The following is a 14,034-nucleotide window of genomic DNA, read 5'->3' as shown; positions in this document are numbered from 1 at the left end:
TTTAGTCGAGCACCGCCGCGACGAGCTGGTTGAAGGCATCCGCGCGGTGGCTCATCGCGTGCTTGGCCTCGGGGTCCATCTCGCCGAACGTCTCTGCATGGCCGTTGGGCAGGAACATCGGGTCATAGCCGAAGCCGTGTTCCCCACGCGGAGGCCATACCAAGGTGCCGTCCACGCGCCCTTCGAACCATTCGACATGGCCGTCGGGCCAGGCCAGCGCGAGCGCGCAGATGAAGTGGGCGTCGCGCCCCGTTTCGGGCGGCAGCGCGGCCATCTTGTCCTCGATCAGCCGCATCGCAACGCCGAAATCCTTGCTCTCGCCCGCCCAGCGCGCCGAGAAGATGCCCGGATCGCCGCCCAGCGCATCGACGCACAGGCCGCTATCGTCGGCCAGCGCGGGCAGGCCGGATAGATCGGCGGCCTGCAGCGCCTTGAGCTCGGCGTTGGCGACGAAGGTAGTGCCGGTCTCATCCGGCTCGGGCAGGTCGAGTTCCGCCGCTGAAACCGGCTCGATCCCGAACGGCCCCAGCAGCGCGCGGATCTCGCGCACCTTGCCCGCATTGTGGCTGGCGATCACCAGCCTGCCGGGGGCAAGCTTGCGGATCGCCTGAGGGGCGTCCCCGCCAATACCTTCGTCGGGTCCGTTCATTGCACGGCTTTCAGCTGGGCCTCGAAGATCCGGCCGCAGCCGATACGGGCGAGGCGGAGCAGGCGGAGCAGCCCTTCCTCGTCATAGGTCGCGCCCTCCGCTGTCGCCTGCGCCTCGGCGATCTGGCCGTTGGAGAGCAAAACGAAATTGGCGTCTGCGTCCGCGTTCGAATCCTCGTCATAATCCAAGTCGAGCACAGGAGTGCCCTGATAGATGCCGCACGAGACCGCAGCGACCTGATGCTGGATCGGATCCACCGTCAGCGCGCCCGACTTGAGCAGGCCGTTGACCGCAAGCCGCAGCGCCACCCATGCGCCGCTGATCGCCGCCGTGCGCGTGCCGCCATCGGCCTGGAGCACGTCGCAATCGAGCGTGATCTGGCGCTCGCCGAGCAGCTTGAGGTCGGTGACTGCGCGCAGCGAGCGCCCGATCAGCCGCTGGATCTCCTGCGTGCGGCCCGATTGCTTGCCCTTGGCCGCCTCGCGGCTGCCGCGCGTGTGGGTGGCGCGGGGCAGCATGCCATATTCGGCGGTAACCCAGCCTTCGCCCTTGCCGCGCAGCCATGGCGGGATCCGCTCCTCGATGCTCGCGGTCACCAGCACGCGCGTGTCGCCAAAGCCGATCAGCACCGATCCTTCGGCATGACGCGTGAAATGGGGCTCGATGCTGATGCTGCGCATTTCGTCGGGGGCGCGGCCGGATGGGCGCATCGGTTCATTCTCCTGTAAACTAGATGCCGCCACGTAGACGCGAACGGTGGAACGCGCCAGTGTTGCGGCGGGTCCGCTGTAGGAGACGGAAGATGCGGCATTGGGTGGCGTTGGGCGCGGCGGCGCTGGTTCTGGCGGGGTGCGCACGCGATGGTCGCCCCGATCTTCCCGATGCGCCGGTCGCGATCGAGGGCGATTCGATCCGCTACGAAACCGGCCCCTGCTTCGGCGTATGCCCGGTCTATGTCGTCACGCTCCGCCCGGACGGCACCGGCATTTTCGAAGGCAAGCGCTTCACCGCGGCCACCGGCACCCGCGAGTTCAAGCTCAGCCGCTCCGAATACGAAGCCTTCGCCGCCAAGCTCGCGCCCTATCGCCCCAAAAGCGGTACGGCGCGCTACACGCCCGACAACAAGGCGCTCTGCCGCTCGGCGGCGACCGACCTGCCCAGCGCCGACATCACCTGGACCCGCGCGATCGGCGACAGCCAGTCGCTCGCTTTCTATTTCGGCTGCGACATGGACGATAATCAGGACATGGCCGAAGCGATCGGCAGCGCGCCCGAAACCGTCCGCGCGCTCGAAGCGCTGATCGGCGAGCGGCCCTGAGGGGAGGCTATGGACTTTGTAAAAGCGGTCGGTCGGCTCACGACCCCTTTTCGTCATCCCCGCTTTCGCGGGGATGACGTGGATTACTTGGCGCAAACAGATAATCGCCGACTTGTTCCGGGGTCCACCAAGCTGCGAGTGTTTAGGCCGGAGTCTCTTGTCCATCGAGTGCCGCCAGGTGGATCCCGGAAAAGGTCCGGGATGACGGGTGCGGACGTGGGGAATGACGGCTTCCCGCCCATAGTCGGTCGTTCGCCGGCACGCCCAACGCCGTTGCTGTGGGTTCACAGTCTGGCCGCCCCGAACGAGAGGCGAGGGGACAATGATTTGACCCCGCGTGTGCTTGGCGCACGGCCGAGACTCGCTACATAGGACCCAATGATCACACCCCCCATCCACGAACTGACCGATCGCGCGCGCGACGTGTTCCGGATCGTGGTGGATTCCTATCTGGATACCGGCGCGCCGGTGGGATCGCGGACGATCTCGAAGATTTCCGCGCTCAATCTCTCGCCCGCCTCGATCCGCAACGTGATGCAGGACCTCGAGGAGCTTGGCCTGCTCGCCGCGCCGCATACCAGCGCCGGGCGCATGCCCACCGAAATCGGGCTCCGCCTGTTCGTCGACGGCATGATGCAGGCCAGTGCCCCTTCCGCCGAGGAGCGCGCCGCGATCGAGATGCGCGCGGGGCAGGCCGGACCGGTCGAGGATGCCCTTGCCGGCACCACCGCCGCCCTCTCCGGCCTGTCCGCCTGTGCGGGGCTTGTGCTGGTGCCCAAGGCAGAGCCGGTGCTCCGCCAGTTCAGCTTCGTGCCGCTCAGCCATGATCGCGCGCTCGCCGTGCTTGTCGGCGAAGACGGCTCGGTCGAGAATCGCGTTGTCGAGCTGCCCGGCGGCATGGACGTCGCGGCGCTCCAACAGGCGAGCAACTACCTGACCGCGATGCTCGGCGGGGTGACGCTCAGCGAGGCCCAGCGCCGTATCGCCCATGATCTCAAGGCGCAGCGTGCCGCGCTCGACAGCGCCGCCGCCGCTCTGGTCGAGCGCGGGCTTGCGGTGTGGAGCGAGGATGGCGGCCGCCGCCCGGTGCTGATCGTGCGCGGCCAGGCGCGGCTGATCGACGCCACCGCCGCCGAGGATCTCGATCGCGTCCGCCAGCTGCTCGACGAGCTTGAGGGCAAGGAGGAGATCGCCCGCCTGCTCGACAGCGCCAGCGAAGGCGAGGCGACGCGCATTTTCATCGGATCGGAGAACAAGCTCTTCGCCCTTTCCGGCTCGTCGGTGATCGCCAAGCCGGTGCGCGCGCTCGATGGTCGCGTGGTCGGCGTGGTGGGCGTGATCGGCCCGACCCGGTTGAATTATGCGCGCGTAGTGCCAATGGTGGATTTCACGGCGGCCACTTTGGCCCGGTTACTTGCTTGAACAAGAAGAGATATGGCGAAAGACAAGAAGATGGACACCACCGAGGCTCACGAACCGCAGGACGAGGCGCTCGACCTGCGTGAGGAAACTGCCGAGGCTGCGCCCGAAGTCGCGGAGCATGACCGGCTGAGCGAATTGGAGGCCGAGCTGGCCGAGGCCAAGGCTGCGGTTCTCTACGCCCAGGCCGAGACTCAGAATGTCCGCCGCCGCTTCGAGAAGGAAGCGCAGGACGCCAAGACCTATGCCGCAACCGCCTTTGCGCGCGACGTGCTCTCGGTAGCCGACAATCTCTCGCGTGCGCTTTCCGCCTTTCCCGCCGAGCTGCGCGAGGACGAAAAGCTCAAGGGGCTGGTCACCGGTATCGAGGCGACGGGCCGCGAGCTCGATTCGGTGTTCGCGCGCCACGGCATCTCGAAGATCGTGGCGATGGGCGAAGCGCTCGATCCCAACCGGCATCAGGCGATGATGGAGGTGCCCTCGGCCGATGCGGAGCCGGGCACGATCGTCCAGGAAATCCAGTCGGGCTACATGATCAAGGATCGCCTGCTGCGCCCCGCGCTGGTGGGCGTGGCGAAGAAGCCGGACTGAATTTGCGCGCGCAGTCGGCCTTGGGCGATCGGGGCCGGTTGCGTTTCCTGAAAGGCGTGCACTCAGCGATCTGGGCGCTTTTCGCTGGCTGTGTCCTGGCCATACCGGTCATGGCGTGGATCGGCGATTTCCGGGCGGCGTTCATGCTCATTGCCGTCGTCGCAGTGGAATGCGCCGTCCTCGCGCTCAATGGCGGGGAGTGCCCGTTGCAGCGCGTTGCGGCGCGCTACACTTCGGATCGTCGGCCCAATTTCGATATCTACCTGCCGCAATGGCTCGCGGGCCGCACCAAGATCATCTTTGGGCCGCTATACGCTTTCGGGCTGATCGCGACGCTGGCGCTCTGGTGGATGCGCGGTTGAGCAACGTCCGGGGTGACTAGCCGCCGGTTCAGCCTTATTCGCTTGCTATGTCCTCCCGCTTCGATTCCGTCCCGAACCGCCGCGCGCTGATCGATCGCCGCGGCGTGGCCGAAAAGCTCGCGATGCTGGAGGCGAAGGACGAGGCGGCGCTGCGCCAGGCGGCCACCGCCGAGTTGCGCCTCGCGCTAGATGCCGGCCGGGCCGAGATTGCGCGCCGCATCGCCGAGCATCCCTCGCGCGGGCTCGAAGCGGCGGCGGCGGGCGCGTTCCTGATCGATCAGCTCCTCCGCCTGCTCTGGGATTTCACCGTCGAGCGGCTGCACCGCAATTCGAATCCCAGCGCGGCCGAGCGCATGACGCTCGTCGCGGTCGGCGGCTATGGGCGCGGCGAGATGGCCCCGCATTCGGACATCGACATCGCCTTCCTCACGCCGTGGAAGGTCACCGGCTGGAGCGAGCAGGTGATCGAATCCATGCTCTATTCGCTATGGGACATGCAGCTCAAGGTCGGCCATTCGTCGCGCTCGCTCGACGAGATGGTGCGCCAGGCCAAGGCCGACGTCACCGTCCGCACGGCACTGCTGGAGGCGCGCTATGTCTGGGGCGATACCGGCCTGTATGACGAGGCCGCGCGCCGCTTCAAGGCGGAGGTCCAGCACGACACCGCCCGCGCCTTCATCGCCGAAAAGCTGGCCGAGCGCGAGGCGCGGCACAAGCGCATGGGCGACAGCCGCTATGTGGTGGAACCCAATATCAAGGAGGGGAAGGGCGGCCTTCGCGATCTCCACACGCTCTTCTGGATCGGCAAATACGCCTATAATGTCCGCGAGCCTTCCGAGCTGGTCGAGGCAGGGCTGCTTTCCGCGCACGAATTCCGTCAGTTCCGCCGTGCAGAGAATTTCCTCTGGGCGGTGCGCAACCAGCTCCATCTGATCACCGACCGGCCCGAGGATCGCCTGACCTTCGACGTCCAGCGCGAGCTTGCCGAGCGGATGCGCTATTCGGATCGGCCGGGGAAGTCGAAGGTGGAGCGCTTCATGCACTTCTACTTTCTCCAGGCGAAGATGGTCGGCGACCTCACCGGCGTCTTCCTTGCGCATCTCGATGAGAAGTTCGCCGCGCGTGGTTCGCGCTTCGGCTTCACCTCGCTGTTCCGCAGCCCGCGCAAGCTCAACGGCTTCAGCCTCGATCGCGGGCGGCTGGCGATCCCGCGCGACAATTTCTTCGCGGAAAATCCCGTCCGGCTGATCGAATTGTTCCAGCTCGCCGATCTGCACGGGCTGGAGATTCATCCACTCGCGATGCGCGCCGCTGCGCGCGACGCACGGCTGGTCGATGGCGTCCGCACCGATCCGCGCGCCAACGCGCTCTTCCTTGATGTGTTGACCAGCCCGCGCGATCCCGAAACCGTGCTGCGCTGGATGAACGAGAGCGGGGTGTTCGGCCGCTTCGTGCCCGAATTCGGTCGCGTCGTCGCGCAGATGCAGTTCGATATGTACCACCATTATACGGTGGACGAGCATTCGATCCGCGCGATCGGGCTGCTCAGCCAGATCGAGAAGGGCGAGCTCAAGGAAGATCATCCGCTCGCCAGCGGCATCTTCCAGCAGGTCGTCAGCCGCCGGGTGCTCTATTGCGCGGTGCTGCTGCATGACATCGCCAAGGGGCGCGGCGGCGATCATTCGGTGCTGGGTGCTGAGGTGGCCGAACGGCTCTGTCCGCGCCTGGGGCTCACCCCTGCGGAGACCGAAAATGTCGCCTGGCTGGTGCGCTGGCATCTGCTGATGTCGGCCACGGCGTTCAAGCGCGACCTTTCCGATTTCAAGACGATCCTCGATTTCGCCGAGCATGTGCAGAGCCCGGAGCGGCTGCGCCTGCTGCTGATCCTCACCATCGTCGATATCCGCGCGGTCGGCCCCGGCGTGTGGAACGGCTGGAAGCGCCAGTTGCTCGGCAATCTGTTCGAAGCCGCAGAGGAAGTGCTGCGCCTCGGCCACAAGCAAAAGGGCCGCAGCGAGCGCGTGGCCGCCAAGCAGGAAGCGCTCGCCGGCATACTCGGCTGGAACGCCAGGCGCATGGACGCGCTCAAGAAGCGACTGACCGAATCCTATTGGATCGCTGAGCCGCTCGACGTGCTCGAACGCAACGCCCGCCAGATCGATGCCGCCGTGGATGCGCAATTGTCGGTGGAAGCACAGGTCTATCCCGAACGCGGCGCGACGCTGGTCACGGTCTATGCCTCGGATCATCCGGGGCTGTTCTATCGGATCGCGGGCGCGATCCATGTCGCCGGCGGCAACATCATCGATGCGCGCATCCACACCACCCGCGATGGCATGGCGCTCGATAATTTCCTCGTTCAGGACCCGCTCGGCCGCCCCTTCGATGGCGACGAGCAGCTCCAGCGGATCAAGATGAGCATCGCCGATGCGCTGGCCAACCGCGCCAAGCTGTCCGAACGGCTCAAGAGCCGCCCGCTGCCGCGCCTTCGCGCCGATGCGTTCAATATCGAGCCCAATGTGCTGATCGACAACAAGGCATCGAACCGCTTCACCGTGATCGAGGTCAATGCGCGCGACCGGCCTGCTTTGCTCTTCCATCTGGCGCAGGCATTGTTCCAGTCAAAGGTCACGATCCATTCGGCGCATGTCGCCACCTATGGCGAGCGCGCCGTCGATACCTTCTATCTCACCGATCTGTTGGGCGATAAGATCGAGAGCGCTGCCCGGCTGAAGACGATCGAGCGAAGGCTGCTCGATGCGGCTTCGGGGGATGGGAGCGTGGCGCAGGCGGCTTGAAGGAGACGGACGATGCCGGTGATCGGAATGGGTGGCCTCTTCTTCCGCGCGAAGGACCCTGACGCGCTGAACGCCTGGTATCGCGAGCATCTGAACGTCGGCGGCGGCTGCGACGGCACCGGTGAGGGGGTGGTCAACCAATGGGTCTGGACCACCGCCGGCGGCCCGATGGTCTTCGCCCCCTTCAAGGCCGACACCGATTATTTCGCTGCGGACAAGCAGCATATGATCAATCTGCGGGTGACCGATCTCGACAGCCTGCTCGATCAATTGAACGCGGCGGGGATCGAGATCACCGTCAAGGACGAGTGGAACTCTCCGGAGACGGGGCAATTCGCCCGGATCCACGATCCCGAAGGCAACCCGATCGAGCTGTGGGAGCCGCCGGCCGCAGCCTGACGCGCTCCTCGCGCGCGTGGCGGTGACCAAAGGCGGCCACCCCATTATATAGCCGTCATCCCCGCGAAAGCGGGGACCCAGAGCCCAAAGCGCATCGCTCGCATCGCCGGTTCCCGCTTGCGCGGGGACGGCGCAAAGCCCCGAAGTCGGCCCTCGAGCCGGCCCGACACAAGTCAGCCCACCAGGTGATAGGCGTTCCTCGCGGTCTTCTTCCCCTTGCAGCCGCCTTCGTAGAAGAACAGCAGATCGGTTCCGAGATGCCGCGTTTTCTCCTCGACGGAAGGCGCCACCTTGACCGGCTTGGCCTTCAGCATCGCCTTGGCATCTTCCTGCATCTGCTTGCAGTTGATCTTGGCGTCCCTTGAGGACCAGATCGTATCCGGGTTCGCGCCGCCAAGCTCGTCGACATAGCCGCAGGCGGTGATCAGCGATCGCGCCCAGGTTGGGAGCACATAGCCCTGTCCACCGGTGCTGTCCCGCGTGACGCCTTTGCAGAGTTCCTTCACGCGCTGGCGGCGGCCTTCCGATGCTTCGCCCGTTTCCCAACCTTGGTGGATCGCCAGCAGGATGCCGTCGACGCGTGCCTCATATTTGGCCCATGCCGATTTTTCGTCGGCATTGGCGGTGGACGCGAATAACAGCGCACCCGTAATCGTCAGCAGCTTTGCGGTCTTACCATGCATTCGATCTCCTCCCCATGGATCGCAACGGTTTGCCGCCCGTATTTCACACGGATCGGCAGATATGGATGCCAACTTCGGCCGGCATTTTCACAATCGAGGGCGTTGGTTCCCGTTCACCTGCTGGCCATCGCCGGTGCGCCTGTCATTCCCCCGAACGGGGGAGGGTGGGGGCGCGTCTTACCCCGCCGCGCTGGCCAATGCCTGCGGCTGAACGAGATGCTTGCAATGTAGGATTTCGCCTGCTTGGGCTAAGCCGGTCGGCCCTGCCGCCTGCTCTTTGAAATCGCTGGTTTGAAGCCCGCTGTCGGGCAGTGCGAACATTGGGACTATTCGCGGCGGCGCACCCGTTCTTGGTGTCACTTTTGTGTAACCTTCCGCTCCGGTTTCGAAAGCGCGCGAATCCAAAAGGGCGGAGCCGCAGCCCCGCCCTTCTATCGTTCAGCGGTGTCGCGCGATCACTTGGGCGAGAGCACCATCAGCATCTGGCGGCCTTCCATGCGCGGATAGCTCTCCACCTTGGCGTCCTCGGCGGTGTCGTCCTGCACGCGCTTGAGCAGCGCCATGCCGAGCTGGCCATGGCTCAGCTCGCGGCCGCGGAAGCGCAGGGTGATCTTCACCTTGTCGCCTTCGCCGATGAACTTGTGCACGGCCTTCATCTTCGTCTCATAATCATGATCGTCGATGTTCGGACGCATTTTGATCTCCTTGATCTCCTGCGTCTTCTGGCTCTTGCGGGCGAGGTTCGCCTTTTTCTGGGCCTCGTACTTGAACTTGCCTACGTCGAGGAACTTGGCGACGGGCGGATCGGCGTTCGGCGACACTTCGACAAGGTCGAGCCCAACTTCCTGCGCCTGCGCAATCGCCTCGCGCGTGTACATCACGCCGAGATTTTCGCCCTCATGATCAATCACGCGGACCTTGGGCGACTGGATGAATTCGTTGAACCGCGGACCATTCATCGGCGGTGGCGCCAGGGGGCGCCGGGTCATGGGAGGACGTATAAGATTTGCTCCTAGGTGATTCCTGTGCGCGATATAGTCATTAGGCGCGCAATTTGAAAGCAGCACCGCGCGGTGCATGCCGAAGATGGATCAGCGGATAGGGGCGGCCCTGCGGATCGGTTTCGCTGCGCCCGATTATTTCGAAGCCACGGGCAAGGTAAAAGGGCAGGGCGTTGTCGGCCTGTTCGCTTGCGTCGACAGTCGCGCCCGGCGCGATCGAAAGCGCGTGATTGAGCAGCAGCGTGCCCACGCCGCGTCCGTGCATGGCGGGATCGACGAACAGCGCGTCGATCATCTCGCCGTCCATGACCAGGAAGCCCTGCACCCCGGCGGCGTCCTCTGCCAGGAACAGCGCCACGTTGGGGAGGAACTGCTCCGCCACCATCGTGTCGATCTCGGCGCGGTCCGCTTCGGTCAGGAAGCCATGCGTCGCATCGACCGCCGCGCGCCAGATCTCCAGCGCGCGGGGCACATCGGCGGGGGTACCGTTCCGGATTCTCACCTGAGATCGGGTGCGGTGGCTTCGGTCACCAGCCGCTCGATCACGGAATCGAGGCTCAGCAACTCCTGGCCCTGCGAACCCAGCGTGCGCACCGCCACCGTGCCTTCGTCCGCCTCGCGCTTGCCGACGACGAGCAGGTACGGAACCTTGGCCAGGCTGTGCTCACGCACCTTGTAGTTGATCTTCTCGTTGCGCAGGTCGCTCTCCACGCGGACGCCCGCCGCCCTGAGCTTGGCCACCACCTCGCGGGCATAATCATCCGCATCCGACACGATCGTCGCTACCACCGCCTGCACCGGGGCGAGCCAGGTGGGGAGCTTGCCTGCGAAATGTTCAATCAGGATGCCGATGAAGCGCTCATAGCTGCCAAAGATGGCTCGATGCAGCATTACGGGGCGGTGGCGCTCGCCATCTTCGCCGACATAGCTGGCGTCGAGACGCTCGGGCAGCACGCGATCCGACTGGATCGTGCCGACCTGCCACGTCCGCCCGATCGCGTCGGTCAGGTGCCATTCGAGCTTGGGCGCGTAGAAGGCACCTTCGCCGGGCAGCTCTTCCCAGCCATATTCGGGCGTGTTGAGCCCGGCCGCAGCCACGGCGTTGCGCAGCTCGTTCTCGGCCTGGTCCCACATCTCCTCGGTCCCGAACCGCTTTTCGGGGCGCAGCGCGAGCTTGATCGAGTAAGTGAAGCCGAACGCCCGATAGACCCGGTCCGCGAGCGCGCAGAAGGCGCGGACCTCGTCGACGATCTGGTCCTCGCGGCAGAAGATGTGGGCGTCGTCCTGCGTGAACTGGCGCACGCGCATCAGCCCGTGCAGCGCGCCATGCGGCTCGTTGCGGTGGCAGCAGCCATTCTCGTAGAAGCGCAAGGGAAGATCGCGATACGACTTGATCCCCTGGCGGAAGATCAGGACGTGCGCCGGGCAGTTCATCGGCTTGAGCGCCATCCACTCGGCCGCGTCCGACACGATCGGGCCTTCGTCGTCGACGTTCGGCACTTCGTCGGGGATGACGAACATGTTCTCGCGATACTTGCCCCAATGGCCGGATTGCTCCCACTGGCGGGCGTCCATCACCTGCGGGGTCTTCACTTCCTTATACCCCGCGCCGTCGATCGCGCGGCGCATATAGGCCTCCAGCTCGCGCCAGATCATATAGCCCTTGGGGTGCCAGAAGACGCTGCCATGCGCTTCCTGCTGGAGGTGGAACAGGTCCATCTCCGCGCCCAGCTTACGGTGGTCGCGCTTGGCGGCTTCCTCGAGCTTGAAGAGATGCTCGTCGAGCTGCTTCTTGTTGAGCCAGCCGGTGCCATAGATGCGCGTCAGCTGCGCATTCTTCTGATCGCCGCGCCAATAGGCACCCGCCACGCGCATCAGCTTGAACGCCTGCGGATCGAGCTTGCCGGTCGAGGCAAGGTGCGGGCCACGGCACATGTCGAGCCAGTCGCTGCCCGACCAATAGACCGTCAGCTCTTCATTCTCGGGAAGCTCGGCGGCCCATTCGGCCTTGAACTTCTCGCCATCGGCGGTCCACTTTTCGATCAATGCTTCGCGCGTCCAGACTTCGCGGCGCAGCGGCTTATCGGCGCGAATGATCTCGCGCATCTTTTCTTCGATGGCCGGCAGATCGTCCATCGAGAAGGGATCGCGATTGGCCGGGGCCATCACGTCATAGTAAAAACCATCATCGGTCGCCGGACCAAAGGTGATCTGCGTGCCCGGCCACAAAGCCTGCACCGCTTCGGCGAGGATATGCGCGAAATCGTGGCGCGCCAGTTCCAGCGCGTCGGCTTCGTTCTTGTTGGTGATGAGCGCCAGCTGGCTATCGCCTTCGAACGGGCGGCCAATGTCGCGCAGCTCGCCATCAACGCGGGCTGCAATCGCCGCTTTGGCAAGGCCCGGACCGATCGCCGCAGCGATGTCCGCCGGGGTAGTCCCCGGGGCTACCTCGCGGACGGAACCGTCGGGCAGCGTAATGCGGAACATCTCGGACACGGGATCGGGGCTTTCTGTTGGGGATTGAAGAGCGGCGCTTATGCCTTCGCTCGTGCAATATAGGCAAGGGCGGCGCGTAGTCATTCCCCGTTCAGCGGCGGCGCAAGATGTATGGCGTGACGAATTGCAGGGGAGTGAGGCAAAGATGACGCAGGATCGATCGATCAGGGTGGCGGCGATGGCCGCAGTTCTGGGACTTTCCGCAATCACCGCCATGCCCGCCGAAGCCGTACCGCAGCGCGCGAAGAAGACAGCGGTTCGAGGGCCGGTGGCCAAGCTTAGCGATTATTCGTGGATCGATCGGGCCGACGCATTGTGGGAAGCGATCGGCGACGCCCCGCCCGATTATAGCTTCCCGTATGAGGGACTGGAGCCATGGGCCTGGCAAACCGCCGACGGGCACCAGATCATGGTGGAGGATGCCGGGGAACAGGGCGGCATCCGCAGCTATTATTTCGCACCGGGCGCGCAGAGCCCGTTCCTTGTCGTCGAGCCGGGGGCGAGCTTTGGCTTTACCGGCACGAAGCTGGCGATGCTCTATGGCCCTGACGGCGGGGTTGTGCCGCGCGCCCAATGGGGTAAGCGGCCCGCGCGCGGCCAGATCCTGTTCGCACGCGCCCGTTTGATCAAGCGCGCGATGGAGCGCGAGCGCTACGGCATCGATCCCTATCTGTGGGTCGAGATGAGCGGGCCGATCCTGTCGTTCCTGGGGCAATGGGATCTGGGGCACGCCCGCCATTCGGCATGGCGCGTCTATCGCAACAGTGCCGAAGGGAAGGATCGCAGGCGGCGGCTGGAAAATGAGCGTGTCCGGCGGATCGGGGAGGCGCGCGATTTCGATCGCTGGCGCCGCGACGATCTCCGTGGCGCACCGCCGGCGGGCGTCGCTCCGCGCCGCCCCGGTGCACCTGGCTATCGTCCGCAGCCCAGGCCGAATGCAGGTACGCCGCCGCCGCACCCGCGGGGCGAGCAGCCGCCGCGCCGCCCGGATCGCGCGCCGGGCGCATTCGATCCGGCGCTGATGGAGCCGATGGTACCGGGCGGGCGGCCCGCAGCACCGGCGCGCGACGATCGCCCCGGACGCCCTGCACTGAACGATCGTCGGCCCGCGCCCCCGGCGGCAAATGTGCCGCCCGCGCGCCCGTCCGTCCCACAGGCGCGCCCCGCAAGGCCCCCTCGGCCCGCATCCGGAGTCGAGACACCGCCCCCGCCTCCAGTTCAGCCCTCGGCTCCCGCGACTATGCCCGCGCCTCCCCGTCCTGATCGGAGCGAAAACCGCCCCCCGCGCGTCCAGCCGGTTGCACCCACGCCGCAGCCGGTGGTGCGCCCGACGCCGGCCCCTCCCGCGCCGCCAGTCGTCGAGCGTCCCTACCGTCCCGATCGGGGCGAGGGGCGTCCGCCGCGCTTGCAGCCGGTGAGTCCGGCGCCCCAGCCGGTTCAGATCCGCCCGACCCCGGTCGCTCCGCCTGCGCCGCAGCCCGTGCAGGTTCGCCCGGCTCCGGTCGCGCCTCCTGCGCCCGCTGTGCAACCCCGGCCCGCGCCGCCCGAGCGGCGGCCAGCCAAACTCGACTGGACCCCGGCGCCGTCCCCGCAGATCGATCGCCCCGCCGCGCCCCTGCGCAACAGCGATTTCACCGCGCCCGAGCCGCCCCGTCGCGGTCCCCCGCCGGGCAAGGTCTCAGACCAGGCACCGGAATAGCGGGGGAGGGGCACGAGGCCGGGGTGACGCGCACGTCGAAACGGGGGTTCGTCTGGTCAGCCGCGTGCCAGGTTGCGGGCGGGAGCCGCGCTCAATCCCCGCCCCGGAACGGCAGGATGCTCTCAACCTGCTCCCGTGACGGCGCGCCCGGAATGCTGACGCCCGCGCGGATCAGGAACAGATGCTGGACCAGCATCGCCTGTTGCTCGATGCCATAGCGCTCGAAGGGCTGGCCCGGCTTGATCGCATAATCGTAGCGGCAAAAGGGGTGGCGGCGAAGCGGCAGGAACATGCCCTGCTGGTGCTGCCAGATATGCACAATCTGTTCGCGTGATTGCAACAAGTCACCGCAGAAATGTGTGCTTCTGGCTGCTTTGGAAAAGAAAAGCAGTCTGGCCGCCTTCGATCCGACGCAGACATTGAGTCGTAGCGAACGTATCCCTGAAAGCATTCATCGCCATATGGCGAGCTAGGGACTACAGTCAGCGGATGAAAGACAGCCCAAACCCGGAAGCGCGCGGCTTCGAAACGGCCCGAATAGTAGCTTTCGCAACCTTCGCGGCCATCACTTACGGGGTCTTACACGATCAGGTCACAGCGCATGTGTGTGTCGAGTATT

General features: G+C 65.8%; 14 protein-coding genes. 7 read left to right on the top strand and 7 right to left on the bottom strand.

All coding sequences use genetic code 11. From position 1 onward, the window contains the following. Window position 1: 1 nt before the first annotated feature. A complete protein-coding gene (rdgB, locus tag SSO01S_RS07675) occupies window positions 2-649 on the bottom strand; it encodes an RdgB/HAM1 family non-canonical purine NTP pyrophosphatase (protein ID WP_066797572.1) in 648 nt (215 codons plus the stop codon). Then, complete coding sequence (gene rph, locus SSO01S_RS07670) at window positions 646-1,359, bottom strand: ribonuclease PH (RefSeq protein ID WP_066797569.1); 714 nt, start codon at window positions 1,357-1,359, stop codon at window positions 646-648. Before rph ends, rdgB begins: the two co-directional genes overlap by 4 nt. A 92-nt stretch (window positions 1,360-1,451) precedes the next feature. Here rph and SSO01S_RS07665 point away from each other — a divergent pair, with 92 nt between their 5' ends. The 6 genes from SSO01S_RS07665 to SSO01S_RS07640 all read left to right on the top strand — a co-directional run bounded on the left by SSO01S_RS07665 (window position 1,452) and on the right by SSO01S_RS07640 (window position 7,536). Further along, entirely contained in the window at window positions 1,452-1,967 is a 516-nt protein-coding gene (locus SSO01S_RS07665) for a DUF6438 domain-containing protein (protein ID WP_157073682.1), read from the top strand. Window positions 1,968-2,345: 378 nt separating this feature from the next. Further along, the gene (gene hrcA / locus SSO01S_RS07660; protein WP_066797563.1) at window positions 2,346-3,389 is read left to right on the top strand and encodes a heat-inducible transcriptional repressor HrcA; all 1,044 of its coding nucleotides are present in this window, start codon (window positions 2,346-2,348) and stop codon (window positions 3,387-3,389) included. Window positions 3,390-3,401: 12 nt separating this feature from the next. Continuing rightward, complete coding sequence (grpE, locus tag SSO01S_RS07655) at window positions 3,402-3,977, top strand: nucleotide exchange factor GrpE (protein ID WP_066797561.1); 576 nt, start codon at window positions 3,402-3,404, stop codon at window positions 3,975-3,977. A gap of 56 nt (window positions 3,978-4,033) precedes the next feature. Further along, complete coding sequence (locus tag SSO01S_RS07650) at window positions 4,034-4,339, top strand: hypothetical protein (RefSeq protein WP_218000345.1); 306 nt, start codon at window positions 4,034-4,036, stop codon at window positions 4,337-4,339. Between the two features lie 47 nt (window positions 4,340-4,386). Continuing rightward, entirely contained in the window at window positions 4,387-7,137 is a 2,751-nt protein-coding gene (locus tag SSO01S_RS07645; RefSeq protein WP_066797549.1) for a [protein-PII] uridylyltransferase, read from the top strand. 12 nt (window positions 7,138-7,149) lie between these two features. Beyond that, the gene (locus tag SSO01S_RS07640; protein WP_066797547.1) at window positions 7,150-7,536 is read left to right on the top strand and encodes a VOC family protein; all 387 of its coding nucleotides are present in this window, start codon (window positions 7,150-7,152) and stop codon (window positions 7,534-7,536) included. 173 nt (window positions 7,537-7,709) lie between these two features. On the opposite strand, the gene SSO01S_RS07635 is transcribed toward SSO01S_RS07640, so the two are convergent. The 4 genes from SSO01S_RS07635 to thrS form a co-directional block, all read right to left on the bottom strand. After that, window positions 7,710-8,219, bottom strand: coding sequence for a hypothetical protein (locus tag SSO01S_RS07635; RefSeq protein WP_066797545.1), 510 nt, complete (start codon window positions 8,217-8,219; stop codon window positions 7,710-7,712). A gap of 455 nt (window positions 8,220-8,674) precedes the next feature. Beyond that, window positions 8,675-9,208: a translation initiation factor IF-3 gene (gene infC / locus SSO01S_RS07630; RefSeq protein WP_066797543.1), complete on the bottom strand. Its 534-nt coding sequence runs from the start codon at window positions 9,206-9,208 to the stop codon at window positions 8,675-8,677. 52 nt (window positions 9,209-9,260) lie between these two features. Then, window positions 9,261-9,692, bottom strand: coding sequence for an acetyltransferase (locus tag SSO01S_RS07625; RefSeq protein ID WP_245646651.1), 432 nt, complete (start codon window positions 9,690-9,692; stop codon window positions 9,261-9,263). Between the two features lie 26 nt (window positions 9,693-9,718). Then, window positions 9,719-11,707 carry a threonine--tRNA ligase gene (thrS, locus tag SSO01S_RS07620; protein WP_066797538.1) on the bottom strand — a complete coding sequence of 663 codons (1,989 nt, stop codon included), beginning with the start codon at window positions 11,705-11,707 and terminating at the stop codon, window positions 9,719-9,721. A gap of 154 nt (window positions 11,708-11,861) precedes the next feature. Between thrS and SSO01S_RS17980 the strand changes: the two genes are divergently transcribed. Beyond that, window positions 11,862-13,415, top strand: a complete 1,554-nt coding sequence (locus tag SSO01S_RS17980; protein ID WP_066797535.1) for a hypothetical protein — start codon at window positions 11,862-11,864, stop codon at window positions 13,413-13,415. 91 nt (window positions 13,416-13,506) lie between these two features. Here the strand turns inward: SSO01S_RS17980 and SSO01S_RS07610 are convergent, their stop codons facing one another. Next, window positions 13,507-13,734 (bottom strand): hypothetical protein, encoded by a 228-nt coding sequence (locus tag SSO01S_RS07610; RefSeq protein WP_157073681.1) that lies wholly within the window; start codon window positions 13,732-13,734, stop codon window positions 13,507-13,509. Window positions 13,735-14,034 lie beyond the last annotated feature (300 nt).

The organism is Sphingomonas soli NBRC 100801 (genome assembly GCF_001591025.1).
Classification (GTDB): Bacteria; Pseudomonadota; Alphaproteobacteria; order Sphingomonadales; family Sphingomonadaceae; genus Sphingomonas; species Sphingomonas soli.
This window is presented reverse-complemented; position numbering and strand designations above follow the sequence as displayed.

Coding starts and splice junctions, on each gene's coding strand:
- SSO01S_RS07665 (WP_157073682.1), top strand. CDS start 1,452: ATGCGGCATTGGGTGGCGTTGGGCGCGGCGGCGCTGGTTCTGGCGGGG.
- SSO01S_RS07640 (WP_066797547.1), top strand. CDS start 7,150: ATGCCGGTGATCGGAATGGGTGGCCTCTTCTTCCGCGCGAAGGACCCT.
- rdgB (WP_066797572.1), bottom strand. CDS start 649: ATGAACGGACCCGACGAAGGTATTGGCGGGGACGCCCCTCAGGCGATC.
- thrS (WP_066797538.1), bottom strand. CDS start 11,707: ATGTTCCGCATTACGCTGCCCGACGGTTCCGTCCGCGAGGTAGCCCCG.
- rph (WP_066797569.1), bottom strand. CDS start 1,359: ATGCGCCCATCCGGCCGCGCCCCCGACGAAATGCGCAGCATCAGCATC.
- SSO01S_RS07635 (WP_066797545.1), bottom strand. CDS start 8,219: ATGCATGGTAAGACCGCAAAGCTGCTGACGATTACGGGTGCGCTGTTA.
- infC (WP_066797543.1), bottom strand. CDS start 9,208: ATGACCCGGCGCCCCCTGGCGCCACCGCCGATGAATGGTCCGCGGTTC.
- hrcA (WP_066797563.1), top strand. CDS start 2,346: ATGATCACACCCCCCATCCACGAACTGACCGATCGCGCGCGCGACGTG.
- SSO01S_RS07645 (WP_066797549.1), top strand. CDS start 4,387: ATGTCCTCCCGCTTCGATTCCGTCCCGAACCGCCGCGCGCTGATCGAT.
- grpE (WP_066797561.1), top strand. CDS start 3,402: ATGGCGAAAGACAAGAAGATGGACACCACCGAGGCTCACGAACCGCAG.
- SSO01S_RS17980 (WP_066797535.1), top strand. CDS start 11,862: ATGACGCAGGATCGATCGATCAGGGTGGCGGCGATGGCCGCAGTTCTG.